The 25305-nt window shown below is 65.6% G+C and carries 20 protein-coding genes; 14 read left to right on the plus strand and 6 right to left on the minus strand.

Annotated elements, in window-relative coordinates; translation table 11 throughout:
* Positions 1-47 precede the first annotated feature (47 nt).
* The 3 genes from BLT03_RS16195 (at position 48) to BLT03_RS16205 (ending at position 5325) form a co-directional block, all read left to right on the plus strand.
* Complete coding sequence (locus BLT03_RS16195; RefSeq protein WP_092744802.1) at positions 48-767, plus strand: uracil-DNA glycosylase; 720 nt, start codon at positions 48-50, stop codon at positions 765-767.
* A 144-nt stretch (positions 768-911) separates the two neighbouring features.
* Entirely contained in the window at positions 912-3074 is a 2163-nt protein-coding gene (locus BLT03_RS16200) for a T3SS effector XopP-like protein (protein ID WP_491899761.1), read from the plus strand.
* 40 nt (positions 3075-3114) lie between these two features.
* Entirely contained in the window at positions 3115-5325 is a 2211-nt protein-coding gene (locus BLT03_RS16205) for a T3SS effector XopP-like protein (RefSeq protein WP_139160421.1), read from the plus strand.
* Between the two features lie 23 nt (positions 5326-5348).
* On the opposite strand, the gene BLT03_RS16210 is transcribed toward BLT03_RS16205, so the two are convergent.
* The gene (locus tag BLT03_RS16210) at positions 5349-6257 is read right to left on the minus strand and encodes a LysR family transcriptional regulator (RefSeq protein ID WP_092744805.1); all 909 of its coding nucleotides are present in this window, start codon (positions 6255-6257) and stop codon (positions 5349-5351) included.
* Positions 6258-6438: 181 nt separating this feature from the next.
* Here BLT03_RS16210 and BLT03_RS16215 point away from each other — a divergent pair, with 181 nt between their 5' ends.
* Together BLT03_RS16215 and BLT03_RS16220 are read left to right on the plus strand one after the other, a co-directional pair.
* The gene (locus BLT03_RS16215) at positions 6439-7422 is read left to right on the plus strand and encodes a Bug family tripartite tricarboxylate transporter substrate binding protein (protein WP_092744806.1); all 984 of its coding nucleotides are present in this window, start codon (positions 6439-6441) and stop codon (positions 7420-7422) included.
* A 52-nt stretch (positions 7423-7474) separates the two neighbouring features.
* Positions 7475-9106 (plus strand): gamma-glutamyltransferase family protein, encoded by a 1632-nt coding sequence (locus tag BLT03_RS16220; protein WP_092744807.1) that lies wholly within the window; start codon positions 7475-7477, stop codon positions 9104-9106.
* 93 nt (positions 9107-9199) lie between these two features.
* On the opposite strand, the gene BLT03_RS16225 is transcribed toward BLT03_RS16220, so the two are convergent.
* From BLT03_RS16225 to BLT03_RS16245, 5 genes are all read right to left on the minus strand, one after another.
* Positions 9200-10114, minus strand: a complete 915-nt coding sequence (locus BLT03_RS16225) for a DMT family transporter (protein ID WP_092744808.1) — start codon at positions 10112-10114, stop codon at positions 9200-9202.
* 101 nt (positions 10115-10215) lie between these two features.
* Entirely contained in the window at positions 10216-11313 is a 1098-nt protein-coding gene (gene queA, locus BLT03_RS16230; protein WP_092744809.1) for a tRNA preQ1(34) S-adenosylmethionine ribosyltransferase-isomerase QueA, read from the minus strand.
* A 148-nt stretch (positions 11314-11461) separates the two neighbouring features.
* Positions 11462-12253, minus strand: coding sequence for a fumarylacetoacetate hydrolase family protein (locus BLT03_RS16235; RefSeq protein WP_092744941.1), 792 nt, complete (start codon positions 12251-12253; stop codon positions 11462-11464).
* Positions 12254-12320: 67 nt separating this feature from the next.
* Positions 12321-13292 carry a helix-turn-helix transcriptional regulator gene (locus BLT03_RS16240; protein ID WP_092744810.1) on the minus strand — a complete coding sequence of 324 codons (972 nt, stop codon included), beginning with the start codon at positions 13290-13292 and terminating at the stop codon, positions 12321-12323.
* Positions 13293-13305: 13 nt separating this feature from the next.
* The gene (locus BLT03_RS16245; protein WP_092744811.1) at positions 13306-14592 is read right to left on the minus strand and encodes a cyclic di-GMP phosphodiesterase; all 1287 of its coding nucleotides are present in this window, start codon (positions 14590-14592) and stop codon (positions 13306-13308) included.
* A 253-nt stretch (positions 14593-14845) separates the two neighbouring features.
* Between BLT03_RS16245 and recG the strand changes: the two genes are divergently transcribed.
* The 9 genes from recG (at position 14846) to BLT03_RS24025 (ending at position 24942) form a co-directional block, all read left to right on the plus strand.
* Complete coding sequence (gene recG, locus BLT03_RS16250; RefSeq protein WP_245711434.1) at positions 14846-16924, plus strand: ATP-dependent DNA helicase RecG; 2079 nt, start codon at positions 14846-14848, stop codon at positions 16922-16924.
* 120 nt (positions 16925-17044) lie between these two features.
* Positions 17045-21694 carry an RHS repeat-associated core domain-containing protein gene (locus BLT03_RS16255; protein WP_092744813.1) on the plus strand — a complete coding sequence of 1550 codons (4650 nt, stop codon included), beginning with the start codon at positions 17045-17047 and terminating at the stop codon, positions 21692-21694.
* On the plus strand, positions 21691-22146 hold the full coding sequence (locus BLT03_RS24005) for a hypothetical protein (RefSeq protein WP_139160422.1): 456 nt from the start codon (positions 21691-21693) through the stop codon (positions 22144-22146). The genes BLT03_RS16255 and BLT03_RS24005 overlap by 4 nt, the downstream gene beginning before the upstream one ends.
* A gap of 178 nt (positions 22147-22324) precedes the next feature.
* On the plus strand, positions 22325-23383 hold the full coding sequence (locus BLT03_RS16260) for an RHS repeat-associated core domain-containing protein (protein ID WP_092744814.1): 1059 nt from the start codon (positions 22325-22327) through the stop codon (positions 23381-23383).
* The gene (locus tag BLT03_RS24010; protein ID WP_139160423.1) at positions 23380-23622 is read left to right on the plus strand and encodes a hypothetical protein; all 243 of its coding nucleotides are present in this window, start codon (positions 23380-23382) and stop codon (positions 23620-23622) included. Before BLT03_RS16260 ends, BLT03_RS24010 begins: the two co-directional genes overlap by 4 nt.
* A gap of 37 nt (positions 23623-23659) precedes the next feature.
* Positions 23660-23953 (plus strand): DUF4951 domain-containing protein, encoded by a 294-nt coding sequence (locus BLT03_RS25110; protein WP_353615283.1) that lies wholly within the window; start codon positions 23660-23662, stop codon positions 23951-23953.
* A complete protein-coding gene (locus tag BLT03_RS24015; RefSeq protein WP_139160424.1) occupies positions 23919-24179 on the plus strand; it encodes a hypothetical protein in 261 nt (86 codons plus the stop codon). The genes BLT03_RS25110 and BLT03_RS24015 overlap by 35 nt, the downstream gene beginning before the upstream one ends.
* Before the next feature lie 12 nt (positions 24180-24191).
* Positions 24192-24488 carry a hypothetical protein gene (locus BLT03_RS24020; protein WP_139160425.1) on the plus strand — a complete coding sequence of 99 codons (297 nt, stop codon included), beginning with the start codon at positions 24192-24194 and terminating at the stop codon, positions 24486-24488.
* A gap of 76 nt (positions 24489-24564) precedes the next feature.
* Positions 24565-24942: a DUF7684 family protein gene (locus BLT03_RS24025; protein ID WP_139160426.1), complete on the plus strand. Its 378-nt coding sequence runs from the start codon at positions 24565-24567 to the stop codon at positions 24940-24942.
* The last annotated feature ends 363 nt before the right edge of the window (positions 24943-25305 follow it).

Consider the following 25305-nt stretch of genomic DNA (forward strand, 5'->3'; position numbering starts at 1 on the left):
AATAGCTATGTGCCCTAGATAATATTGCGCTGGAGGCTGTTTTGACCATGAATGATTCCGCAACGCAACCCACCCAGCTGCAGAGCGCAGACCCTGCCGACTGGCCCGTGGCCGCCGGCTGGCAGCCGCTGGTGGATGCCTTCTTCGCCGGCGCACGCGGGCAGGCACTGCTGGCCTTTCTGCAGGCACGGCTCGATGCGGGCGCGGCCATCTTCCCGCCCCGGCCGCTGCGCGCGCTGGAGCTGACCCCGCCCGACCAGGTGCGCGTGGTCATCCTCGGGCAGGACCCGTACCACGGCCGGGGGCAGGCCGAGGGGCTGGCGTTTTCCGTGGCGCCCGGCGTGCAGCTGCCGCCGTCGCTGCGCAACATCTTCAAGGAGATGCAGCGCGACCTGGATACGCCGTTTCCAGCCTGGCCGGAGCCGGGCGGCAGCCTGGTCAAGTGGGCCAAGAGCGGCGTGCTGCTGCTCAACACCTGCCTGACCGTCGAAGAAGGCCAGGCCGCCAGCCACTCCGGCAAAGGCTGGGAGGAACTGACCGACGCCGTGATCCGCCATGTGGCCGAGGGCGACCGGCCCGTGGTCTTCATGTTGTGGGGCTCGCACGCCCAATCCAAGCGGGTGTGGATTCCGGGCGACCGAGGCCATCTGGTGCTCACGGCCAACCACCCTTCGCCGCTGTCCGCGCTGCGCCCGCCGGTGCCTTTCATCGGGTGCGGGCACTTCGGCAAGGCGCGGGAGTTTCGGCAGCAGCACGCCGAGAAGTAGCTGCAGCATGAGGGCCGGGCGGCTGGCGCCCACGCTTTGCAAACGGGGGCTTCGCCAGCCCTTGAGCCGCTTCGGGTCTTGAGCGCCTTTCCGCAGTAACGCAGCCATTCTTCAGGCTGTAGATTTACTTCGTCAAGGTTTTCCATGTCCTCAGGAAATGTGAACCGTCGCGGCCCGGCCGCCAGGGCACCGTCCGGTCCTGCCTCCACGCCACCTTCACAAGGCGCGTCTTCCTCCTCCACCGCATCGACAGGGCGGCAGCGCGGCTCCGCAGCCCATCAAGGCGGGCCGTCGGAGACGTTGCGCCCGCGTGGCGGGGCTGCGGCCGGTAGCTCTTCAAGCGCCGCAGCGCGGCCCCCTCGTGCCAATGCGCCTGGGCGGCCCGGTGTCGCGGCGACGGCGCTGTCGAGCCCGTCGCCCGCGGCCCAGGCTGCGCTTGCGACCGTGAATGGGGCGGTTCACGATCTCGGGCAATATCACGGTCTCGCAAACATCATGTCGCTGGAAACGCATGCGCCGGCGATGCGCAAGACATCATCCATCGCATTCGTAAAAGCCAAGGGCGCCATGGAGGCGCTGGGGAAACTGACGATGGCGCAGGCGCATGACGTAGGCCCGCGCATCCCGATGTTCTTCGAGCAGCAGCGGACGATGGCGGCCTACCGCATGGTCATGACCACGTCCAAAATCGATGCCAGCTCGCTGGCGCCGAAGATGATGCTCTCTCCGGACGCGGCAAGCACCCAGGCCTTGTGGGCCGGCTATGTCGAGCGGGCGGATGCGCAACTCAAAGAGCTGGAGCCCTGTGCTGCCGCCTTGGCGGAAACCGTGAAGTCGCTGGGAAAGCGGGAAGCGTTCGAATCGACCCCTGACTCCGCCACAACGCTCAAGGCTGCGGTCATGGGCGTTGCCAAGAGCCGGCTCATCGCCATCAACTCGCACGTCGATCGGGTGCTGGTGAGCGTCATGATGCTCACCCTGGCCGACGAGGCGGAAAGCGTGAGCGAGAAGACGCGGGAAATGCAGAAGGAACTCGTCGGCGACGTCGTGCGCATGCGCAGCATGGTGGATTTGCTGCAGGACGCGCGCGTCGGGCCCCAGCCTGCCAAGGAGGCGTGGCTTCAAAACTACGTGAAGGTGCTGGAGCGCCATGCGCATGATCACCTCAGGGCCGCGACCCGGGATCTGCCGCCGCACCAGGACCTTTCCTCATCGCTGGTCGGCCGGGCCGCGCTGGAAATGGCGGCGAGCATCCGGCTGCTGACCACCGAGATCGGCGAGGTGCTCAACGCCTACAAGCTTTCGCCACAGATCGCAGAGCGTGTTCATGACCTCACTACGGAGGGGCAGTCAACGACTGCACGCGAGGCTTCGGTCGAGTCGGAAGAGCCCGCTGCCGCAGCGCAGGAAGCCGCTGCCTCCGAGCAGGCTGCCCAGGCGCAGTCGTCCAGGCCCGGCCGCAGATCCCGCCGCAATGCAAAAGCCACGCACTCCGCGCCGGGGTCATCGGCTGCCGCGGCTTCCAAGCCCGGCTTGTCGGTGCAGCAGCAGGTCCACATCGAACTGGCGCAAGCACGCGTCAGTCAATTTCGCAAACCGCCCCCGACGCCTTCTGGAGCTCGCTTCGACTTCTTCGCCCTGGCGGCGTCGATGAAGCAGGACACGAAGGACATCCGGGCCGCGCTCGACGCTGGCACCGATCCCGTCAATGCCGGCCAGATGATGCGTCGCGCATTGGCGCAATGGTTCGGCCAGCCCGGCATATGGGCCCAGCGAAGCCAACAACTTGAGGGTTTGACCGGCGTCGATCTGGATCCGAAAACGGTCGAGTTGAAAAAAGAGGTGGCCCAGCGCGCCGAACAGGTGCAGGCCTTGCACGACCAGGTCAGCACGTTCGAGATCGATCTCGTGAAGCAATACACGCTGCCGAAGGCGAACCATGTGTCGATGCTGCTGAACTCTGGCGAGGCCATGCCGGACGGTACGGTCCGCAAGCTGCCGTCCAGCGGCGATCCGGATGGGGACCACGGCACCCTGTTCGAGGTGCGCCTTGCCGTGAAGCCTTTGTCGAACGGACAGCCTGCGGCGCCGCTCTACGTGCACTTTCACACCCAGAGCGTGGTGGGGACCGACGCCATCGCCAGCATCTCTCCCGACCAATTGGCGGCGGTGCATGTCAAAACCGCGGATCAGCGCGCGCTCGGGCCCAAATGGGAAGCGCTCAATGCCGCACTGCTGGGGCCGGTGCACCGTGGCGCACTGACGGACCAAGTGCTGATGGATCTGCAAAAGCGCCTGAAGGGCTGATCGTTGCCGCCCGTTCCCACCGCATTGGAGGGGTAGGCCCATGTCCGGCGAACGTGTGCCGTCCGCAAGGGCGTATCGCAACCCTGGCGCTCACCGCGCGGCAGAGCCGCAGGACCAGGTCGCCGTGCCCGTCGGCGACGCGTCTGCCGGTGCAGCGCGGCGCGGCAGCGTTTCGGCGGGTGCCTCCAGCCGATTGGCGGAGCATCTGGTGCCGCGGTCCCGCAGTACCGCCGTGGGCACGGCGCTGCCTGCGCCCCGTGCATCGCTGCCTGTGCCGCGACCACCGACACCGGCGCAACAGCAGCAGATCGAAAAACGCGCGAAAAAGCAGGCAGCCATTGCCGCGGGCCAGACCGTGGACGATGCCATGGCGTACTTCGAGGGGTTCGACGCGTTGTGCGCGCGCGGACTCATCACCGCCGAGAACGAGCAGCGCACGTTGTCCACGGCGTTTCGATGGGCGGAGCGTGGCATTGCGGCCTTCGGGTCTCTCACCGAATTGCAACGGAACGGCGACGATGGCCAGAAGTCCTTCGTGACCCTCTACCAAAAGCGCGCTGCGATCGCCACCGCCTTGGCGCGCAGCCTTCCCCCATTGCCGGCCGAGGAGGCCTACGCGTTGTCGGCGCGCATGCTGAAGGCGCGATCAGAGCCGGTGGACCTGCCGGCCCTGGATAGCGACCTGCATGCCTACCTCGGCCAAGTGGACCTGGCAGCCAAGGCGATCGAGCCCTACATCCGAGCCTCGTCCGAGGTGATGGAGAAGCTGGGCAATACGGCGCATCTCAAGGCCTACGCGGGTCTGATCGAGGTCTTGAAGAGCGCGGTGCTCACGCTCACAAAGCTGCGGATGCGGGCCTTCGATCTGCACAAGGAGCAGATCTGCACGCTGGGCAATCGCATGGTGGTGGCCGAGGGGATGCGCGGCACCGAGATTCTGCGGGAGACCGTCGCGATGCTGACCTGCGCGGTCAACCTGTCGGACAGCGTTGCGATCGACCTGCTGCAGGATGCCCGCATCCCCCGGCAGCAGACGTTGGCGAGCCGCATGGAAAACGGCGCTCTGCTTTTGCGGGAGCACGCCGAAGCCTTCATCGGGCTTGCGAGCCGCCACTTCGATGCCGAAGCCGGTGCTGCACAGCCCGACATTCTCGAATTCGCCAGGCAACTGGCAGTGGCCATCGGCGCGCTGGCCCAGCAGTGCGATGCGGTGCTTGAAGCCCCCAAGCTCTCCCGCGCTAACGCCAAGCTGCTGGAAGGCACCACTTTGCTGGGGCAGCCGACAGGGCACGACGTCCCGGCCCTGTCCCTGGACGACGTGGAAGACTCCCTGGTCCCGCAGGCGCCGGAGGCTTCGGCCTCTGCGCCGTCGCCCAGGCGCTCCAGTGCTGGCAAGGCCCGCAAAACCGCTGGGCGCCAGGCGGCGCAGGACGCAGGTTCGGTTCCTTCCGCCCCGGCGCTGTCCCTGCGGCAGGCCGCCGTGCTGGAACTGGCGCAAGAGCGGCTGAAGGCATTCCCCGCACCAAAGCTTGCCAGGCTGCGCGGGCCCGGCGACCTGCTGACGCTGGGCGAGTCGCTGCAAAAGGACATTTCCGTGATCAGCGCCGCGATGGAGCAGCGCAGCGAGCCGCTGAGTGCCGCGCGGCAGATGCGGCGGACGCTCGATGGATGGTTCGGCGCGCCAGGCCAGTGGCGTGCCCGGCGCGAGCAATTGGAGGCGGCAGGCATCGTGGGAACGCCATCAGTGGCGCAGGCGCTCGTGGCGCTGGATGAGCGCATTGCGGCGATCGATGGCCTGCACCGGTCTGTGGATGCCATCGGGGCCGATCGGGTCAAGACCTTTCCGTACCCGGATCTCAAGCATGTCTCTCACCTGTTGGCCACGGCGACGGATGCGAAAGCATCCGGACCTGGCGTGCGGGTCGGCGCGCCCCGCAAGCTGCCTTCGCCGGGCGATCCCGACGACCGCCATGGCACGCTGTTCGAAGTGAAGCTCGATACCGGCAAGCTGGCGGATGGCCGGCCTGCGCCTGCGCTGTACGTGCATTTGCACGCCAAGTCGCCGATCACGGCCGAGGCGTGCCGCACTGTGCCTTTCGAAGCCCTGGACGCTTTTCATGTGAAGACCGCCGATCAGCGAGGCAAGGGCGCCACCTGGGAACTGCTCAACGACGCCCTGCACAGCGTGCACCGGGGCGTGCTGGACACCGAGGTGCTGAAAGCGCTGCAGCACCGCATGGCCCGCGGCTGAGCCTTGGGCCTGCGCTGCGGCCGTCACAGCCCGGGCAACTCTTGCTTCAGCCGCTCCAAAAAAGCCTGCGCGGCCACGGGCAGCGCGCGGCCGGCGAGGGTCTGCACTTCGATGTCGCGCAGATCCATGCCCGGGTCGCCCAGGGGCCGGGCCACGATGGCGCCTGCGGCTGCGCTGTGGCGCATGGCGATCTCGCTCGATACCGAGAGGCCGCCGCCGTGCGCCACGAACTCCAGCACCGTGCAGGCATGGTTGCTGACCAGCACGGGCTCCAGCTGCAGGCCCTGGCGGCTGCACACGATGTCGATCATCTGCCGCACGATGGTTTCGGGCGGGGGCAGGGCGAGCGGGTACTGGGCCATGTGCGCCAGGCTCACGCGGGCGCTGCTGGCCAGCGGGTGGCCTTGTGGCAGCAGCGCCAGCACCGGCGCGCTCTGGCGGTACGCGACCTGAATGCCCGGTTGCGGCGCGCGGCTGAAGCACAGGCCGATGTCCGCCACGCCCGTGCGAACCGCTTCGGGCACCTGGGCGGTGGGCAGGGCCGTCACACTGAACCGGATGCCCGCGTGCTCCTTCTGGAACGCCACGCACAGCCGGGGAACGAGTTCGTTGGCGAAGGCGTCCGAGGTGGCGAGCCGCACCTGGCCGGCGCGCAGCCCGAGCAGCGCGCCGATCTCACCCAGGGCGCGCTCCGCGTCCAGCCCGGTGCGCCGCGCGTGCGTGGCCAGAATCTCGCCCGCCGCTGTCGGCACCATGCCGCGTGGGTGGCGCTCGAACAGCGGTGTGCCCAGTTGTGCCTCCAGCCCGGCGATCTGCCGGCTCAAGGCCGAGGCGGCCACGTGCAGCCGCGCGGAGGCTTCGGTCAGCGATCCGCACTGGGCCACTTCGAGAAAGTAGCGCAGCGCGGTGTCTTGCAGCAGGTGTGCGCGCATGGGCGATGGGATGGAATGACGGGGTTGGTGACGTAAGGCGGTTTGCCGGACGGGCTGCAAAGTATGGTCTGCTTTGCCGTCATGGCAAAGGGGTTTGCCAATTTGCTGGTGGTCAGCCGGGGCGTGCGTTTCTAAGATGACCGTTTTATGGCGGTTTGCGCCACTGAACCGGAGGGTTTCCATGCGATTGGTGAATTTCAGCCGCTGCCTGCTCGTGGGCTTGTCGTTGGTGGCCCTGGCCGCAGGGGCGAGGGCGCAGGCCTGGCCCAACCACCCGGTGCGCGTGATCGTGCCGTTTCCGGCCAGCGGGGCCACCGATCTGGTGGCGCGGGTGGTCACCCAGCGGGTGTCGCAGGACCTCGGCCAGCAGATGGTGGTGGACAACCGCCCGGGCGCCGGCGGCACCATCGGAGCGGCCGAAGCCGCCAAGGCCCCGGCCGACGGCTACACGCTGCTGCTGACCACGAGCAGCACCCACGCGATCTCGCCCCACCTGATGCCGCGCCTGGCCTATGACGCGCGCAAGGACTTCACGCCCGTCGCCCATGTGGCGGACGCGGCCAGCGTGCTGCTGGTCACGCCCTCGCTGCCGGTGAAGTCGGTGGCGGATCTGATCGCCTACGCCAAGGCCCACCCGGGCCAGCTCAACTACGCCAGCAGCGGCAACGGCACCATCGTGCATTTGAACGCCGCGGCCTTCAGTTCGCAGGCCGGCATCGAGATGACGCACGTGCCCTACAAGGGCACGGCGCAGTCGATCGCCGACCTGGCGACGGGGCAGGTGCATGTGCTGTTCGATTCGATTCCCACCGGCATGCCCCACGTGAAGAGCGGCCGCCTGCGGGCCCTGGCCGTGACCAGCGAGCAGCGCAGCGCGCTTGCGCCCGAGCTGCCCACGCTGGCGGAATCGGGCCTGCCAGGCTATTCGTCGGTGACCTGGTTCGGTGTGTACGCGCCTGCCGGCGCGCCGGCCGCGCTGGTGGAACGCATCCACCAGGCTTTCGCGAAGGCCATGCAGGCCCCGGACGTGATCGCCAGCCTGGCCAAGCTGGGCGTGGAGCCCGCTGCGCCCAGCACGCCCGCGCAGTTCGCCGCCATGGTGCAGGCCGACAGCGCCCGCTGGGCCGCCGTGATCCGCCAGCGCAAGATCACCCTGGAACAATGAGCGGCCTTCGCTTTCAAGCCTTTTGAACGATCAAGCCACAAGGAGACACACCATGACCGGCCCTAGCACCACCGCCACCCCACCGAACGCCCGCACCCTCGACTGGGGCCAGCCGTATGCTTCCCAGCGCAGCCCGGTCATGGGCCGCAACATGGTCTCGGCCTCGCAGCCGCTGGCCGCCCAGGCCGGCCTGCGCATGCTGATGGCCGGCGGCAACGCGGTCGATGCTGCCATCGCCACGGCCATGGCGCTGACGGTGGTCGAGCCCACCGGCTGCGGCATCGGCAGCGACGGCTTCGCCATCGTGTGGGACGGCAAGGAACTGCATGGCCTCAATGCCTCGGGCCGCTCGCCCGCCGCGTGGACGCCGGACTATTTCGCCCAGCGCGGCGGCATTCCCGAAATGGGCTGGAACGCCGTGACCGTGCCCGGCGCGGTGTCGGCCTGGGTCGCGCTGTCGCGGCGCCTGGGCAAGCTGCCGTTCGCGCAGTTGGCCCAGCCTGCCATCGAGTACGCGCGGGGCGGGTTTCCCGTCTCGCCCATCATCGCCAGGCTGTGGGGCCTGGGCGCGGCCAAGCTGGGCGCGCAGCCCGGCTTCGCCGAGTGCTTCATGCCCGGCGGCCAGGCGCCGCGGGCGGGCGAGATCTTTCGCAGCGACGCGCATGCCAACACCCTGGAGCTGATCGCCGAGACCGAAGGCGAAGCCTTCTACCGCGGCACGCTGGCCCAGCAGATGGCCGCCCATTCGAAAGCCCACGGCGGCGCCATGACCGAAGACGACCTGGCCGCGCACCAGGCCGACTGGGTGGGCACGGTGAGCCAGCCGTTCGGCGACGCGGTCATCCATGAAATTCCGCCCAACGGCCAGGGCATTGCCGCGCTGATCGCGCTCGGCATGCTCGACGCCGTGAACATCGGCGCGCGGCCCGTGGACGACGTGGAGACGGTGCACGCCAGCATCGAGGCCATGAAGCTGGCGCTGGCCGACCTGTACGAGCACAACGCCGACATCGACGCCATGCGCATGGCGCCCAAGGATCTGCTGGACCCGGCCTACCTGCATGAACGCGCCCGCAGCATCGACCCCGCGCGCGCGGGCGACCCCGGCCATGGCGCGCCGCGGCGCGGGGGCACGGTGTACCTGGCTGCGGCCGACGCCTCGGGAATGATGGTCTCGTTCATCCAGTCCAACTACATGGGCTTCGGCTCGGGCGTGGTGGTGCCGGGCACCGGGATCAGCCTGCAGAACCGGGGACACGGCTTCAGCATCGTGCCGGGCCATGCCAACGAAGTGGCTCCGCGCAAGCGCCCGTCGCACACCATCATTCCGGCCTTTGCCATGCATGCCGACGGCACGCCGCGCATGGCCTTTGGCGTGATGGGCGGCCCCATGCAGTCGCAGGGCCACGTGCAGATGGCGCTGCGCGTGCTGCGCTACGGCCAGAACCCCCAGGCCGCCGCCGATGCGCCGCGCTGGCGCGTCACGGGCGGCAAGGGGGTGGCCGTGGAGCCGGGGTTCGATCCCGCCGTGCTGGCCGAGCTGCGCGCACGCGGGCACGAGGTCACCGTGGAAACGGGCCAGGGCGTGTTCGCCTTCGGTGGCGCGCAGCTCGTGCTGCGCGAAGGCGGCATTTATGTCGCCGGCTCGGACTCGCGCAAGGACGGGCACGCGGTCGCCTTCTGATTTGCTATTTAATTAATAGCAATGGAGGCAATGAATACGGCGGCAGTGGCACGACAGGCTTTAAACCGCCGATTCAATGCGCTTTGACCCGGTTCAGCGGGTTTCGCGCACGGTGAGCCACGCGCTCGCCGCCCCGCTGAGCACGATGGCCGCGATGCCGGCCAGCGACCACAGGTCCGGCACGTGCCGGTACACCAGCCATCCCGCCAGCATGGCGAAGCCGATCTGGCTGTAGAGAAACGGCGCGATGGTGACGGGCGTGGTGCGGGCATACGCCTGCAGCAACAGCATGTGCCCCACCGCGCTGGACAGGCCCATGGCGAACATGCCGGCCCACAGCCATGGGTCCGAGATGGAGGTCCACACGAACGGCACGCCCGCGGACACCAGCGCCGCGGCCAGCCAACCGGTGTAGAGCTGCGTGGTGGCGGGACTTTCCTGCCCGGCCATCTTGCTGCTGATGACCTGGTAGCCCGTGCCGGTGGCCAGCAGGCACAGCGGCCACAGCATGGCCCAGGTGAAGGCCTCGCCGCCCGGGCGGATGATGGCCAGCGTACCCGTCAACCCCAGCGCCACCAGCACCCAGCGCGGCGCGCTCACCCGCTGGTGCAGCCACAGCGCGGCCACGAGGGTGACGCACAGCGGCGTGGTCGCCACGATGGCCGTGAACTCCGCCAGCGGAAAGTGCTGGATGCTGATGAAGCCGAACAGGCTCGTGGCCGCGAACAGCACCGCCCGCAGCGCCTGAAAGCGCGGCTGCCGGGTGCGCAGCACCGCCACACCCTCTCGCTGCAGCACGAAAGCCGTCGTCAGCACGGCCTGGAACAGGTAGCGCAGCCACAGCGCCATGAAAAGCGGCACCGCGGTGCTGACCCATTTGGTGGTGGCGTCGAGCACCGCGAAACATGCGCATGCTGCCACCGTCAGCCCGATGCCCGCCAGCGCGGCGCGTCGGCTGCGCAGGGCGTGCAGGCTGGGGGCGTTCGCGTCGGGTGGAGCGTCGTTCATCGCGTCGGGGGCCGTGGGGGTTGCGCTGGGGCTTCATTCCCGGCGCGTTCAGGGACCACCAGCGCAGGGTGAAGAGAAGGACTAGAAGAGACCGCGCGTGCTCACTGCACGGGCTGCGGCCGCTGCAGCAGCATGGCGTCGCCGTAGCTGAAGAAGCGGTAGCCCTGCGCGATGGCATGGCGGTACAGGCCCATCACGTGCTCGTAGCCCGCGAAGGCGCTCACCAGCATCATCAGCGTGCTCTTGGGCAGGTGGAAGTTGGTGACCAGCACGTCCACCACACGAAAGCCGAACCCCGGCGTGATGAAGATCTGCGTGTCGCCCGTGGCCTGGCCGCTCAGCGCCCACGACTCGAGCGTGCGCACGGTGGTCGTGCCCACGGCCACCACGCGGCCGCCGCGCTGGCGGCAGCGCTCCAGGGCCGCCAGCGTGGCCAGCGGCACCTCGTACCACTCGCTGTGCATCTGGTGCTCGGCCAGGTTTTCGGTCTTGACGGGCTGGAAGGTGCCTGCGCCTACGTGCAGCGTGACGCTCGCGCGCTCCACGCCGCGCGCCTCCAGGTCGGCCAACACCCCTGCATCGAAGTGCAGCGCGGCCGTGGGCGCGGCCACGGCGCCGGGCGCTCGGGCGAAGACGGTCTGGTAGCGCTGTGCGTCCTCTGCGGCGTCGGGGTCGTTGCCCTCTTGCTGCTGGCGTTCGATGTAGGGCGGCAGCGGCAGGTGGCCGTGGCGCTCCATCAGGTCGTAGGGCGTCTCGCCCGCGGGGCCGCGCAGCGCGAAGCGGAACAGCGGGCCGCCGTCCTCGGGCCAGCGCGACAGCAGCGTGGCGTCGAAGCCGCCGCCGGTCAATCCGCCGGCCAAGTGCACCACGGCGCCAGGCAGGGGCTTCTTGCTCACCTTCATGTGGGCCACCACTTCGTTGCCGGTCAGCACGCGCTCGATCAGCAGTTCCAGCTTGCCGCCGCTGGCCTTCTCGCCGAACACGCGGGCTTTCACCACGCGGGTGTCGTTGAACACCAGCAGGTCGCCCGCACGCAGCAGGCCGGGCAGGTCGCGGAAGACGCGGTCGGCCGGCTCGGTGCTGCGGCCGTCGAGCAGGCGCGAGGCGCTGCGTTCCGGGGCGGGGTGTTGGGCGATGAGCTGCGGGGGCAGCGTGAAGTCGAAATCGCTGAGCGTGAAAGCGCGGGGGCTGGGAGACATGTGCTTGAGGGCCGGACAGGCCCGTTCCAAGAAAAGAAAAAGCGCGGTTCAGTCCGCGCTGGATGGCTGAAAGGCCTGAAGGCCGCAAGCCCGCAAGGCTGGGAAAAGGGGGCGATTGTCCCACGCTGCGGCGCCCCCGCGCCCTGCGCTACACCACGCGCAGCGAGAGGTCCGGCAGCCCGTCGATGTGCGCCACCATGAGGTCGCCGCGCACCACCGGGCCCACGTTCTCTGGCGTGCCGCTGTAGATCAGGTCGCCGGCTTTCAACTCGAACGCCTGCGACAGGTTGCTGATCTGCTCGGCCACGCTCCAGATCATCTGCGCCAGGTCGGCGCGCTGCTTGACCGTGCCGTTCACCGACAGCGTGATGGCGCCTTTCGGGAAATGGCCCGTCTGCGCCACGCGGTGGATCGGGCCGATGGGCGCCGACAGGTCGAAGCTCTTGCCGATCTCCCAGGGTTTCTTCTGGTCCTTCATGTCGCTTTGCAGGTCGCGGCGTGTCATGTCCAGCCCCACGGCGTAGCCGTACACGTGCTGCAGGGCCTGCTCCGGCGACAGGTTGCGTCCGCCGCTGTGCAGGGCCGCCACCAGTTCCACCTCGTAGTGGTAATTGCGGGTGAGGGCAGGGTAGGGGTGGTCCACCGTGGTTCCCGGCGGCACGAACTGCATGGCGTCGTTCGGTTTCTGGAAGAAGAAGGGCGGCTCGCGCGTGGGGTCGGACCCCATCTCGCGCGCATGGGCTGCGTAGTTGCGGCCGATGCAATAGATGCGGTGCACGGGAAAGACTTCGTTGCTGCCGGCAATCGGCACTGCGGGCACGGTCAGGGAAAACGGCGCGGGGCGCGAGGGGCTGGCGGTCACGCTGGCGCAGCCTGCGGCCAGGGCGCCGCCCACGGTGGCGGTAGAGGTCATCAAGAGGTCTCGGCGGTTCAGGTCCATGAAAGCGTCTCCGTTGTTCTGGTGGCCTTCGAGCTTAGGCGCCGCCGCCACGGCGCACCCGGACGATTCAGCGCAAGACTTGGACGGAACCGGGCACCGCCGCCGTGCCCTGCAGTTCCTGCAGCCGCTGCGCGCGCCATGCGCTCGGGCTCTGGCCGTGCCACTGCCGAAAGCGCCGCGCGAAATACGCCTCGTCGGCAAAGCCGCAGCGGCGTGCGATCTCGCCGATGCGGTCGCCGGTGGCCAGCAGCAGTTCCTGCGCCAGGGCCAGGCGCCGCTCGGTCAGCAGTTCGGTGAAGGTCTTGCCCGTTTCCTTCTTGATGAGGTGGGCCAGGTAATTGGGCGATAGGCAGGCGGCGTCGGCCGCGTCGGCCAGCGTCGGGTCGCCGGCCAGCTCGCCGCGCAGGTAGCGCAGCAGCCGGGCCATGGCCGCGCGGCGGCTGCCCCGCTGCGCCTGGGCTGCGGCCAGCGCGCGCAGTTCGCCCTCCCAGCGCTGGCAGGTCAGGGCCAGCAATTGCAGCAGGCAGCCGCGAATGCATGCCAACGAGGCCAGGCGGCGCGCCGCGTTCTCGCGCTGCAGCGTGTCCAGCAGCGCCCGCACCTCGGCGAAGCCGGCCACGTCGAAGGTGAAATCCAGGTGCTCCTGGAACTGGAACGGCGCCAGCTCGGGCGCCAGCGCCAGCGGCACGTCTTCGAGGTCGAGCGGGTCCACGGCCAGCCCGGGCCACAGGAAGCGCTGGCTGAAGTTCACCACCAGCCATTGCGTGCCCGGCGGGTGCGGCACCCAGTGCATGCGGTGCGGCAGCACGAAGCTCAGCGTGCGCGCCGTGAAGGGCCGGGCCACGCCGCCGATCTGGTGCTGGGTGTGGCCTTCCAAGTTCACCTGGATCTGGAAATACTCATGCTTGTGCGGCTGCGTGAGCGGGGCGCGGCCGCTTTGGTCGCGGATGTCGAAGTCAAGGTGGCTGGAGCGCTCCACCATCGCGTAGGTGCGCACGGCGCCGGCAGCGTCGTTGCTGGCCGGGTGCTTCTTCGGCATGGGCGATGCGGCGTCAGCGCGGCAGCGACGCCATGCCGGTCCACAGCTCGTTCAGGTCCGGAAAGCGCCACTTGTCGGGGTCTTCGCGGCCCACGATCTTCTCCGGGCAGCCGGGCTGGGCCAGATCGACGATCTCGGGCGGGATGCGCAGGTCCGATTTGGTGGAGAAGAACACCTTCACGCGCGGCGACACGAGCGAGGCGGCCTGCTCCATCACCACGCCGATGCGCCCCGAGGTGAGCCGCACGAGCGAGCCCACCGGGTAGATGCCGATGCTTTTCACGAAAGCCTGGAACAGCCGGGGGTCGAAGTGCCCGTTGGTCCACTCGGCCATGCGCCGCAGCGACTCGGCCGGGTCCCAGCCCCGCTTGTACGGCCGGTCGGACGTGACGGCGTCGTACACGTCGCAGATCGATGTCATGCGGGCGGTCAGGCTGATCTGCTCGGCCGGCAGGCGGTGCGGGTAGCCCGAGCCATCCATCTTTTCGTGGTGGTGCAGGCAGGCGTCGAGCACCTCGTCCTCCACCCCGCCGCCGCACTCCAGCAGCATGCGGTAACCGTGCTCGGAATGGCCGCGCACGATGTCGAACTCTTCGTCGGTGAGCTTGCCCGGCTTGTTCAGCACGGCCAGCGGGATCGCTGCCTTGCCGATGTCGTGCATCAGCCCGGCCATGCCCGAGGTGCGGATGCGCGCGCTGTCGAGGCCGATCTGGCGCGCCAGGGCCACCATGAGCGCGCACACCGCCACCGAGTGCATGTAGGTGTAGTCGTCCGCCGTTTTGAGCCGCGCCAGGCTGATGAGCGCCGACGGGTGGCGCGTGATCGAATCGGAAATCTCCTGCACCAGGCTGCGCGCATCGCTCGAATCCACCGCGCGGCCCATGCGCGCCTCGTGGAACATCGAGGACACGGCCTGGCGGGCGTGGTCGCAGATCGATGCCGCGTGGCCCAGCTCTTCGGCCATGGTGGCGGGGGCCAGCGAGCGGATGCGGGGAGATGGTGCGGGCGAGGGCGCGGACGGAATCTTCAGGTCCGGCATCTCCTGCAGTTCGCTGAAGTCGGTATCGAGGCGGGCCTGCGCCTCTTCGGGCGACGTGGTGGCCACGTCGGAGGCCACGTCCAGCCCCTTGGAAACGTCGATCCAGACCTCGGCGATGGTGGTGCTGTGGATGCGCGCCAGGTCGGCAGGGTCCTGCAGCACGAAGCCGGTGCGCCAGAACGGGTGATCCATCCAGGAACCGCAGAACTGGTGCAGGTACATGCCCAGGGCAAGATGTTGGACGCTGATTCGCTTGAGCATGGGACCGGTGGGTAACGCTGGGGCGTCCGCAAAAACCGCCGAACGGTGGCGCTGGCATGTTAGCCTTTTCTGCCCATGCCGGTCCCTCCTTGTTGCGCAATGTTCGCGCCCGCTCCCCTTCGCCATGACCGACCGTAGCGCCGCCGCCACTGCCCGCGCCGCTTCCGCTGGCGCGCCTGCGCCCGCACGCGGCGGTGCCGGCGCGCCGGCCACGCGCCCGGCCCCCAGCCCCGCGCAAAAGGCCCTGCAGAAAATGGGACTGGTGCGAGACATCGACCTGGCCCTGCACCTGCCGCTGCGCTACGAGGACGAAACCCGCATCACCCCCCTGCGCAACGCCCGGGACGGCGACACCGTGCAGATCGAGGCCACCGTCGTCACCAGCGAAGTCCAGCTGCGGCCCCGCCGCCAGTTGCTGGTGCAGGTGGACGACGGCACGGGCACGTGTGAGCTGCGGTTCTTCAGCTTTTACCCCTCGCACCAGAAAACCCTGGCCGTGGGCGCACGGCTGCGCATTCGCGGCGAGATCAAGGGCGGCTTCTGGGGCCGGCAGATGCTGCACCCGGCCTTTCGCACCGCCACTGGCGACCTGCCGGCTGCACTCACCCCGGTGTACCCGACCGTGGCGCAACTGCCCCAGGCCTACCTGCGCCGTGCCGTCGTGAGCGCCCTGCAGCGCGTGGAACTGTCCGAGACGCTGCCGCCCGGCGTGGAGCCGCCCGTGGGCCGCGTTTATGGTCAAAACGGCCTGGAACCGTTGTGGAATCTGCGGCAGGCGCTCACTTTTTTGCACCATCCCACGCCCGACGTCGCCATCGCCACGCTGGAAGACCACAGCCACCCCGCCTGGCAGCGGCTCAAGGCCGAGGAGTTGCTGGCCCAGCAACTGTCGCAGCAGCAGTCCAAGCGCGAGCGGGCCCGGCTGCGCGCGCCGGTGCTGCGGGCGCCGGCGCCCGAGGGCGGCGGGCTCACCCTGGCCGAGCAGCTGCTGGCCGTGCTGCCTTTCGGGCTCACGGGCGCCCAGCGCCGCGTGGGCGAGGAAATCGCGCGCGACCTGGGCCGGCCCGTGCCCATGCACCGGCTGCTGCAGGGCGATGTGGGCTCGGGCAAGACCGTGGTGGCGGCCCTGGCCGCTGCCGTGTGCATCGATGCCGGCTGGCAGTGCGCGCTCATGGCGCCCACCGAAATCCTGGCCGAGCAGCACTTCGCCAAGCTCGTCGGCTGGCTGGAGCCGCTGCTGGCCGCGCTCGGCAAGCGCGTGGCCTGGCTCGTCGGCGGGCAAAAGAAGAAAGAGCGCGCCGCCATGCTCGCCCTGGTGGAAAGCGGCGAGGCCGCGCTGGTGGTGGGCACCCATGCGGTGATTCAGGAGCAAGTGCGCTTTCAGTGCCTGGCCCTGGCCGTGATCGACGAGCAGCACCGCTTCGGCGTCGCGCAGCGCCTGGCGCTGCGGCAAAAGCTCGAAGGGCAGGGCATGGAGCCGCACATGCTGATGATGAGCGCCACGCCCATCCCCCGCACCCTGGCCATGAGCTACTACGCCGACCTGGACGTCTCCACCATCGACGAACTGCCCCCGGGGCGCACGCCCATCGTCACCAAGCTCATCGCCGACAGCCGCAAGGACGAAGTCATCGAGCGCATCGCGGCCCAGGTCGCCTCGGGCCGGCAGGTGTACTGGGTGTGCCCGCTGATCGAAGAGAGCGAGGCGCTGGACCTCTCCAACGCCACCGCCACCCATGCCGACCTCAGCGAAGCGCTGCAGGGCGGTGGCGGCACGGGCCAGGCGCCGGTCAAGGTCGGCCTGCTGCATTCGCGCATGCCCAGCGCCGAAAAGAAGGCCGTCATGGCCCAGTTCACCAGCGGCGAGATGGGCGTGCTGGTGAGCACCACCGTGATCGAAGTGGGCGTGGACGTGCCCAACGCGTCGCTCATGGTCATCGAACATTCCGAGCGGTTCGGCCTTTCGCAACTACACCAGTTGCGCGGTCGCGTGGGCCGCGGCGCCGCCGCTTCGGCGTGCGTGCTGCTGTACTCCACCAACGACAGCGGCCGCCTGGGCGAAACCGCCCGCGAACGCCTCAAGGCCATGGCCGAGACCAATGACGGCTTCGAGATCGCCCGCCGCGACCTGGACATCCGCGGCCCCGGCGAATTCCTGGGCGCCCGCCAGTCCGGCGCACCGTTGCTGCGCTTTGCCGACCTGGCGACCGATACGGTGCTGCTCGATTGGGCGCGGGAACTGGCGCCGCAGATGCTGGACCGGTTCCCGGCCCTGGCCGAGCGGCATGTGATGCGGTGGCTGGGGGGGAAGTCGGATTATTTGAAGGCGTGATGGCTGCAGTTTTCTTGACTTCGCTACCACTTTGGATGATGTAACCCTCCGTATCTTGATGTTGGAGTTGCTGCGGCGTCGATAGAATCCGTAACTCAAGATCAAATGGGAGGGGGATTCATGAAGGTCGTATGGGCAGCCTGCATCGCATTGCAGGCCATGGGTTATTGGGGCGTGGCGGAGGCAGGGGAAATCGACAGAAGCAAGCCGTTTGGCTATGGAGTCGAGTCCACGGGAGGGCCCGACATGCGCTACACGGTGCTGTCCGGCACGGTGGCAGGCGTGTGCGGTGCGTTGCCCAATGGGCCGCATCGGTTCTGCGCGCAGTCCATCTGGGGGTACAACCGGTGCCAGCTACTGCCTTCGCTGGGCACCCCGTGCGAGGGTTCGGATGGACTGGGCGAGGACATCGCGCCCATCTGCAACCGGCCCACCAACGAGCACCCCGAATACCTCTACAACCCGGCGGGCTGGACCGAAAGCCGGCCCAAATACGATTACGCCACCGACAAATTCTCCTGTGTCTGCCTGACCGCATACCGCGGGGATGTCCGCGACTCGGAAACCAGCGGCTGGTGCGGCCCCAAGCAACTGATCGACCCCGATCCACCACCGCCGCCGCCCCCACCACCGCCGCCACCTCCTCCTCCCCCACCCCCTCCGCCCCTGCCGCCGCCGCCGCCCCCGGTGCCGCCGCCCGGCGACGGCTACCGTGGCGTCTCCATGTTCCCGGGCGGGCAGGACGGCATGTGCGTGGGCGACCCCGTCATTCCTGCCACCGGCGAGAACTTCCAGGAGATCGTGGACCATCAGGACCCATGGGGCGGCAGCCTGGACTTCGTGCGCATCTACCGCAGCCACTGGGCGCTGGACTCCGCTCGCACCAGCCGGGGCTTTGGCCGCCAGTGGGGCCACAACCACGCCATCACCCTGCGGGTGTCCGAGGGCGTTGCGACCGTCACCTTCGGCAATGGCGAGGAGCGGGGCTTTCAGCGCACCGGCGCGCAGCAGGATTGGGTGGGCGAACACCGCAGCGACACCCTGGCCCAGGCCGATGGCCTGTGGCGCTTCCGGAATGCCAACGACGACTCCGTGCTCACGTTCGACAGCGCGGGCAAGCTCCTGAGCCGCAGGGCGCGCAACGGCTGGGTCACCACCTACGGCTACACCTACGGGCGCCTGACCACCATCACCAACGCCTTCGGCCAGACCCTCACCCTCGTCTGGGGCGAGCGGCTGATCGAGAAGATCACCACGCCGGACTACAAAACCACCACCTACCGGTACAGCTACCAGGACGGCGTGGGCGACCGGCTGGTGTCCTCCAGCCTGCGAGATCAGTACCAGAAGACCTACCTGTACGAAGACACCGGCAACCCGTTCCTGCTGACCGCCATCGTCGATGAGAACGGCAGCCGTTTCGCCCAGTTCAGCTACGACGCGCTGGGCCGCACGCTCAAGGCCGCGCATGCGGGCGACGCCCTGGCGCACCAGTTCGACTACACCGACATCGCCTCGGGCCAGGTCGGCGTGAAGGACCCGCTCGGCCAGAGCCGCCAGTACGGCTACACCGTGCAGAACAAGGCGCTGGCCGTCACCAGTGCCTCGTCGGCGCCGGGGCTGGCTTACCGTCCGGTCAACCGCCGGGTGCAGAACGCCGCCGGCCTCGTCACGGCGGAAACTGACTTCCTGGGCCGCCAGACCACCTACGAATGGGACAACGACCGCCAGCTGCCCTTGCTGGCCATCCACGCCAAGGGCACCGCGCAGGAGCGCCGGGTCGCCACGCAGTGGCACCCCACCTACCGATTGCCCGTCAAGGTCACCGATGGCAACCGCGTCACCGAATACACCTACGATGCGGACGGCAACGTCCTCACCGAGCGGGTGTACGACGCCAGCCTGCCCGACGGCGCAGCCAAAGCCGCCGTCCGCCGATGGGAATACCAGGGCGGCCTGGTCAGCGCAGAAATCGATGCCCTGGGCGTGCGGCGCGAAAACACGTACCACAGCAACACGCCGCTGTTGTTCGAATCCACCGACCCGTTCGGGCGGCGCACCAGCCACGCCTACAGCGATGGCCGCCTGGTGGCCAAGCTCCTGCCCAACGGCCTGCTCACCGAGTACGCCCATGGCGACCCCCGGGGCCTGCTCAACTATGCCTGGGTGCTGGGGCTCGAATGGTCCTACCAGTACAACGCCATCGGCAAGCGGTCGCGCACGACGCAGCCGGACGGCTACCAGATCGACTACGCCTACGACAGCGCGCACCGGCTGGCCTCATGGAAGGACAACCGGGGCGCCTCGGGCAGTTATGGGTACGACCTGTTCAACAACGTCGTCCTGCAGGAAGTCAAAGACGCCGCGGGCCAGACCGTGTGGCGCCAGGAGCGGGGCATCAACGCCGCCAACCAGCTTGAGAGCGTCAAGGCAGGCAACCAGGTGGACCGCTACGCCTACGGCCCCAACGGTGAGCGCCTTACCGCCGAGAACGCCCTGGGCCAGCGCTACCGCTACGCCACCGACCCCCTGGGCCGACTCGCGGAAATCACCGACCCCCTGGGCAAGGTGGCCTCGCTGTCCTATGACGCCCTGGGCGCCGTGCAGGGCGCCAAGGACTTCGCGGGCGTGGCCACCACGTATGCCAACGACATCCGGGGCAACGCCACGCGGGAGACCTCGGGCGACAGCGGCGCGGCCAACGTGCAATACGACGCACTGGGCCGCCCCACGCAGGTGAGCGATGCGCTGGGCCGCACCACCGGGCTCACGCGGGACGCGGCGGGGCGCTTGACGCGCATCCTCTTCAAGGACGGCAAGCAAAGCGTGTGGCGGTACGACCTCACCGGTGCCAGCTACAACGCCCCCGGCACGCCGCAGGCCAGCATCGGGTCCTTGAGCGAAATCCAGGACGCTGGCGTCACCACGCGCTGGCAGCGCGACCCGCTGGGCCGGGTCACCGCCCGCACCCAGGTGCTGGCCAACGGCGACAGCCGCACCCTGGCGCAGGCCTATGTGTCCGCAGGCAACGCAGGCGCCGGGCAGATCGCCACGCTCACGTACCCCAGCGGCAAAAAGCTGCAATACCAGTACGACGCCACGGGCCAGCTCACCGGCCTGCAATGGAACGGCCAGCCGCTGCTCACCGCCATCACCTGGAACCCGCTGGGCCAGCCCACCGGTTGGAAGTGGCCGGCATTCGGGCCCGCGCCAGGCCTGGCCGAGCAGCGCAGCTACACCCTCGCGGGCCAGTTGGCCACCAGCCGGCTGCTGCCGCAACTGGCCTGGGACAGCGCCGGGCGCCTGGCCCAGGTGCAGCAGCGGCACGCCCTGCGGGGCGCCACAGGGGCGCAGCAGGCCGTCATCACCAGCGCACACACTTACGACGCCACGGGCCGGCTCACCGCCAGCGCGCACAGCGCGCCCAACACCCTGGTATTGCCCAGCGGTGCGGCGTTGAGCGACACCCTGGGCGCCAACACCAGCGGCTACGCGTGGGACGCCAACGGCAACCGCAGCCAAAGCTACTACAGCAGCGTCACGGCGGCGGGCACGGCCACGCTCAAGCGCAACTACGTCGCCGTCAGCGGCAGCAACCGTCTGCAGACCTATACGCAGACGTTCCAGCCCACCAGCGGCAGTGCACAAACCAGCACCGTTGCCTATAGCCACGACGCCACTGGCTCGCTCACCAGGAAGGGCGACAACTACCTGCACTACGGCAGCGACGGCCGCATCGCCAAGGCAGGCCTGAATGCCGACCCGGCGAACGCCCTGGGCGTGAGCTACACGTACAACGCCCTAGGCCAACGCGTGTTCAAGAGCGATGCACGGCTGTCCGGGTCGAGCAACCCCGCCATCACCACGCAGACGGTGTACGCGGAAGACGGCATCGACAGCACCGTGCTGGGCCAGTACGGCAACCGCAGGAGCAGCAACAGCGCGGCGCCGGCTGGGGAGATGGACAGCACAGAGGTCATCTACCTGCCCACGGCCAGCGGGCCCATGCCGGTGGCGGCGCAGATCAACGGCAGGCTGTATGCCATCGATGCGGACCACCTGAACACGCCACGGCGCTTGACCAACACGCAGGGCCAGGTCGCTTGGCAATGGCTCATCACGGGGTTCGGAGAAGCCAATCCGACGACGGGGGCGACGGGCTATTCCCAAAGCGGGCAAGGCAGCGCCAACTACAGCGAAGCCATCAAATTCGATCTGCGGTATCCCGGGCAGGTGTGGGATGAGGAAACCCAACTGGCCTACAACCTGAATAGGTACTACGACCGGGAGGGAGGGCGGTACATCCAGGCTGATCCGATTGGGCTGGATGGGGGGTGGAACCGGTACCTCTATGCGGACGGCACGCCGACGAATCTGATCGATCCTTCTGGATTGGCGAGCTTTATGCCGGGCGGAGGATTTGGCGATTCTCCGTTGGTGGACAACGGGTCAAGCTGCTCACCGATGTTTCAGCAGCCACGGGTGGATGATGGGGGCTGTATTTCTACAGGTGGAGGGCCAAGCCTCTGTCTCGGGCCAGGCGCGATTCGGTCGGTGGCAACAAATCTCGCTGAACAGATAGCGATACAGGCAGCCAAAGAAGGATTAGGTCGCAGAATTATGCAGGGCTTGATCAATGATCCTAAATATCCAGAAAACGTTTGGGCGAAAATGGAGGTTGTGAACTACTCTGCCAACGGGAAAAATGTCGTTGTTCACTATTGGCAAAATTTAGTTACCGGTGCTCGAGAAGGCTTTAAGTTCAAATGATCAAATTTTTCGATTCAAAACGTGCTGTGGCGCTGAAAAAATTAGGGGTTTTGTCGAGTGATGAGCTTTTCAATATGGCGGAAGTTGCTGTTGCTCAAGGTTGTGATAATCCTTTGATTATTCGGCTCTCAATGTGTGAGTCTAGTGAGGATGAGATAAATTATCAATTGGATGAAATCGAAAAGCAGTGTGGGTTGACCGCGATGACTGTTGTTGATGCTCTTCGTTTTTATTCAAAAGAAGTTTCGGGTTTGATTCTGTCTGGAGGGCTATCCCCTCGCGATGGGGCAAATATATTATGGCGTGCGCAAATAAATTCAAAGATAGAAGATTTTCACGAATTAGATGGGTTTATATATGCTGCTAGTGAAATGGATGATCGACCTGAGGATAAAAAATTATTTGAAGATGGTATATTGAGAGAGGCTGGTAGGGTGATTGGTGAGTATTAAAGGAAATTTATTATTGTGCGGCAAAATGGTCATCGGATAATAAATCGCTAATTAACCGCGCGAAAGCCACGACGCCACTGGCTCGCTCACCAGGAAGGGCGACAACTACCTGCACTACGGCAGCGACGGCCGCATCGCCAAGGCAGGCCTGAACGCCGACCCCAAGAACGCCCTGGCGGTGAGCTGCACCTACAACGCGCTGAGCCAGCGCGTGTTCAAGAGCGATGCACGGCTGTCCGGGTCGAGCAATCCCGCCATCACCACGCAGACGGTGTACGCGGAAGACGGCATCGACAGCACCGTGCTGGGCCAATACGGCAACCGCAGGAGCAGCAACAGCGCGGCGCCGGCTGGGGAGATGGACAGCACGGAGGTGATCTACCTGCCCACGGCCAGCGGGCCGATGCCGGTGGCGGCGCAGATTAATGGCCGGCTGTATGCCATCGATGCGGACCACCTGAACACGCCACGGCGCCTTACCAACACGCAGGGCCAGGTCGCGTGGCAATGGCTCATCACGGGGTTCGGAGAAGCCAATCCGACGACGGGGGCGACGGGCTATTCCCAAAGCGGGCAAGGCAGCGCCAACTACAGCGAAGCCATCAAATTCGATCTGCGGTATCCCGGGCAGGTGTGGGATGAGGAAACCCAACTGGCCTACAACCTGAATAGGTACTACGACCGGGAGGGAGGGCGGTACATCCAGGCTGATCCGATTGGGCTGGATGGGGGGTGGAACCGGTACCTCTATGCGGACGGCACGCCGACGAATCTGATCGATCCTTCTGGATTGGCGAGCTTTATGCCGGGCGGAGGATTTGGCGATTCTCCGTTGGTGGACAACGGGTCAAGCTGCTCACCGATTTTTCAGCAGCCGCGAGTGGATGATGGAGGTTGTATTTCTACGGGTGGAGGGACCAACATTTGTATTGGCCCTGGAAGTATTAGGGGAGTATTGCCTAGATCAGCTGCAAAAATTGACCCAGTCGTAATTCGAGAAATTGAACAAATTGTGAGATCAGGAGGTTCTGCGTTTCCGCTCGAAGCTGGCGCTCAACTTCGAGCGGTCGCGGAGTCTTTTGCTGGGAAAATACGTAATGCCGGTACAGCTGCGCAGGCAACTCATATTAGGGATGTAGGTCTGGGTGCTATCGATCGGTTGGATAGATTTGATGCGCTTACACCGGCTGCTAGGCAGCAACTTCGAGAAATTATCAATGGGGCATTCAGGCCATGAGTGAATTAAATGATCCAATTGAAAATTTGGCATTTGCCGAATTAATAATATCTTGCCAAATGGATGGGTGTTTGAATATATTTCAGAAAAGCTTGGAGGAACCAGCAACCGATCCTGTGGAAAAGTGGTCTGCAAAGATGTCCGGCTTGGCTCGTGCTGCCGGTTGGGGCTCTGATCGTAAGGGGAAAGTTTTATGCCCAATTCACGCGAATGCGGAAATGGCTAACAATAAGAATTGATAGCGGCAAATTGATTAGCTGGACAATCGTGCCTGCAATGCCGAGTGGTATAACCAAGTCACAGTTTGGCAGCGCATTGATTGGATGGGAGAGCAGTCCACAGGGCGCCTTAGCTCGAATCGAATCTCTTAATGGCGGAGTTGTTAATAAAATGCAGATACAAGGATTGACCAAGGATATGGCTATTCAATGGCGTAATTTTTATGCTAATGAATTTTCTCGCAATGCAAATAATGTTGCTGCCCAAAATAGAGTGCAGCTCATGGATAGAATCGTTGAGCTAATGAGGCGACTTTATGAGGTTGGTGCAAAAATTAATCTATTTAAATAGCTCTGGTAAATGTATTCGTATATTTTTGGAGCCGTGGGCGGAGCAATTCCAAATTGCTCCTGGCGAAGGCATTGAAATTCTTGTGTACACGCCCGATGAGGCGACAGAAGGAGTTCTGGAGTTTGAGCAGGTTGAAGGTGGGCTGATTGTTTATGGCTACGAAGGATGTGTAATTAATTTGAAATCGAACGGTAATGATTTGACGCCTTCAGATCAGATTGGATGAGTCACTCTTTTCATGGATATTTTTAATTACATGTTGGTGGACAACGGGTCAAGCTGCTCACCGATGTTTCAGCAGCCGCGTGTGGACGATAGTGGTTGTATTTCTACGAATGGCGGGCCTGGTATTTGCATTGGCCCAGGGTCTATAAAGTCAGTGGGGAATTTGAGTAAAGAGGTCTTAAAGGGTATCGGTTCTTTGGAAAAACAAATTGCGCAACATGAAAAGAAGTTGCTGGAATTTATGAATAATCCAACCGTTCGTCCAGGGATGGAGAATCAGCCTCTTGAGGTAATAGAAGGCAGCAAATGATACGCATAGAGCACTTGCGAACTGAGATTGATACCTTCAGGAACAATATCGAGAAGTTGCGAAATGGAGGTTTTTGATGAGCTCTACTAATATTTATTTTAAAGATACTTGTCAACCCTTGTCCTTTGGTGAGATGACGGGGGAATTTGCCACACTTCTAGATGCTGGAGATTTAGAGTGGCAAAATGTTTTTTGGTTGAAACAAACGGTGCGCGATTTTTTGAATGCTGGCTGCAATTACTTTGTTTGCTATGGTGAAAGTTCAGAAATCGTTCATGATTTAATCGATAAGGTAGTGGAGGATTGTGGTTTTTTAAATGTAAGTACCACGTACCATAATGATGAATCAAAATCGGAGGTGGCAAGCTTTTTTAAATTGGTGGGGATGCAAGATATGAGTCAAGGCTTGATCTTTGTTCGCAACCTTAAAGATTGGCGTTCAGTCGTCAATTAATGTCATCTGCAGCACCGTGCTGGACCAGTACGGCAGCCGTAGCAACAGCGCCGCGCCGGCTGGGGAGATGGACAGCACGATGTCATCTACCTGCCCCCGGCCAGTGGCCCCATGCCGGTGGCGGCGCAGATCAATGGTCGGCTGTATGCCATCGAAGAGGTGGCGGGTGACGCTGACTGAGCGTCCCCATCAACAACCTATAAGCCACAGCATCAGTCAGCCAAAAGCGTAGACACCAGGATGACGAAATGACTGCGCGCCAACGTCACTGGCCAATGTGAACCCTGCGTAAAGTTTCTTCCACCCGATGGAACTCGTCGGCCGCGGGCCGCCATTAGGGGTTTCATCTCGGCGCACAATGTC

This window comes from Paracidovorax valerianellae (assembly GCF_900102625.1).
GTDB lineage: Bacteria > Pseudomonadota > Gammaproteobacteria > Burkholderiales > Burkholderiaceae_C > Paracidovorax > Paracidovorax valerianellae.

What these genes read in the sequence shown, in the direction of transcription:
- BLT03_RS16195 (WP_092744802.1), top strand. Translation starts at nt 48, where the DNA reads ATGAATGATTCCGCAACGCAACCCACCCAGCTGCAGAGCGCAGACCCT.
- BLT03_RS16200 (WP_491899761.1), top strand. Translation starts at nt 912, where the DNA reads ATGTCCTCAGGAAATGTGAACCGTCGCGGCCCGGCCGCCAGGGCACCG.
- BLT03_RS16205 (WP_139160421.1), top strand. Translation starts at nt 3,115, where the DNA reads ATGTCCGGCGAACGTGTGCCGTCCGCAAGGGCGTATCGCAACCCTGGC.
- BLT03_RS16210 (WP_092744805.1), bottom strand. Translation starts at nt 6,257, where the DNA reads ATGCGCGCACACCTGCTGCAAGACACCGCGCTGCGCTACTTTCTCGAA.
- BLT03_RS16215 (WP_092744806.1), top strand. Translation starts at nt 6,439, where the DNA reads ATGCGATTGGTGAATTTCAGCCGCTGCCTGCTCGTGGGCTTGTCGTTG.
- BLT03_RS16220 (WP_092744807.1), top strand. Translation starts at nt 7,475, where the DNA reads ATGACCGGCCCTAGCACCACCGCCACCCCACCGAACGCCCGCACCCTC.
- BLT03_RS16225 (WP_092744808.1), bottom strand. Translation starts at nt 10,114, where the DNA reads ATGAACGACGCTCCACCCGACGCGAACGCCCCCAGCCTGCACGCCCTG.
- queA (WP_092744809.1), bottom strand. Translation starts at nt 11,313, where the DNA reads ATGTCTCCCAGCCCCCGCGCTTTCACGCTCAGCGATTTCGACTTCACG.
- BLT03_RS16235 (WP_092744941.1), bottom strand. Translation starts at nt 12,253, where the DNA reads ATGGACCTGAACCGCCGAGACCTCTTGATGACCTCTACCGCCACCGTG.
- BLT03_RS16240 (WP_092744810.1), bottom strand. Translation starts at nt 13,292, where the DNA reads ATGCCGAAGAAGCACCCGGCCAGCAACGACGCTGCCGGCGCCGTGCGC.
- BLT03_RS16245 (WP_092744811.1), bottom strand. Translation starts at nt 14,592, where the DNA reads ATGCTCAAGCGAATCAGCGTCCAACATCTTGCCCTGGGCATGTACCTG.
- recG (WP_245711434.1), top strand. Translation starts at nt 14,846, where the DNA reads ATGGGACTGGTGCGAGACATCGACCTGGCCCTGCACCTGCCGCTGCGC.
- BLT03_RS16255 (WP_092744813.1), top strand. Translation starts at nt 17,045, where the DNA reads ATGAAGGTCGTATGGGCAGCCTGCATCGCATTGCAGGCCATGGGTTAT.
- BLT03_RS24005 (WP_139160422.1), top strand. Translation starts at nt 21,691, where the DNA reads ATGATCAAATTTTTCGATTCAAAACGTGCTGTGGCGCTGAAAAAATTA.
- BLT03_RS24010 (WP_139160423.1), top strand. Translation starts at nt 23,380, where the DNA reads ATGAGTGAATTAAATGATCCAATTGAAAATTTGGCATTTGCCGAATTA.
- BLT03_RS25110 (WP_353615283.1), top strand. Translation starts at nt 23,660, where the DNA reads ATGCCGAGTGGTATAACCAAGTCACAGTTTGGCAGCGCATTGATTGGA.
- BLT03_RS24015 (WP_139160424.1), top strand. Translation starts at nt 23,919, where the DNA reads ATGAGGTTGGTGCAAAAATTAATCTATTTAAATAGCTCTGGTAAATGT.
- BLT03_RS24020 (WP_139160425.1), top strand. Translation starts at nt 24,192, where the DNA reads ATGGATATTTTTAATTACATGTTGGTGGACAACGGGTCAAGCTGCTCA.
- BLT03_RS24025 (WP_139160426.1), top strand. Translation starts at nt 24,565, where the DNA reads ATGAGCTCTACTAATATTTATTTTAAAGATACTTGTCAACCCTTGTCC.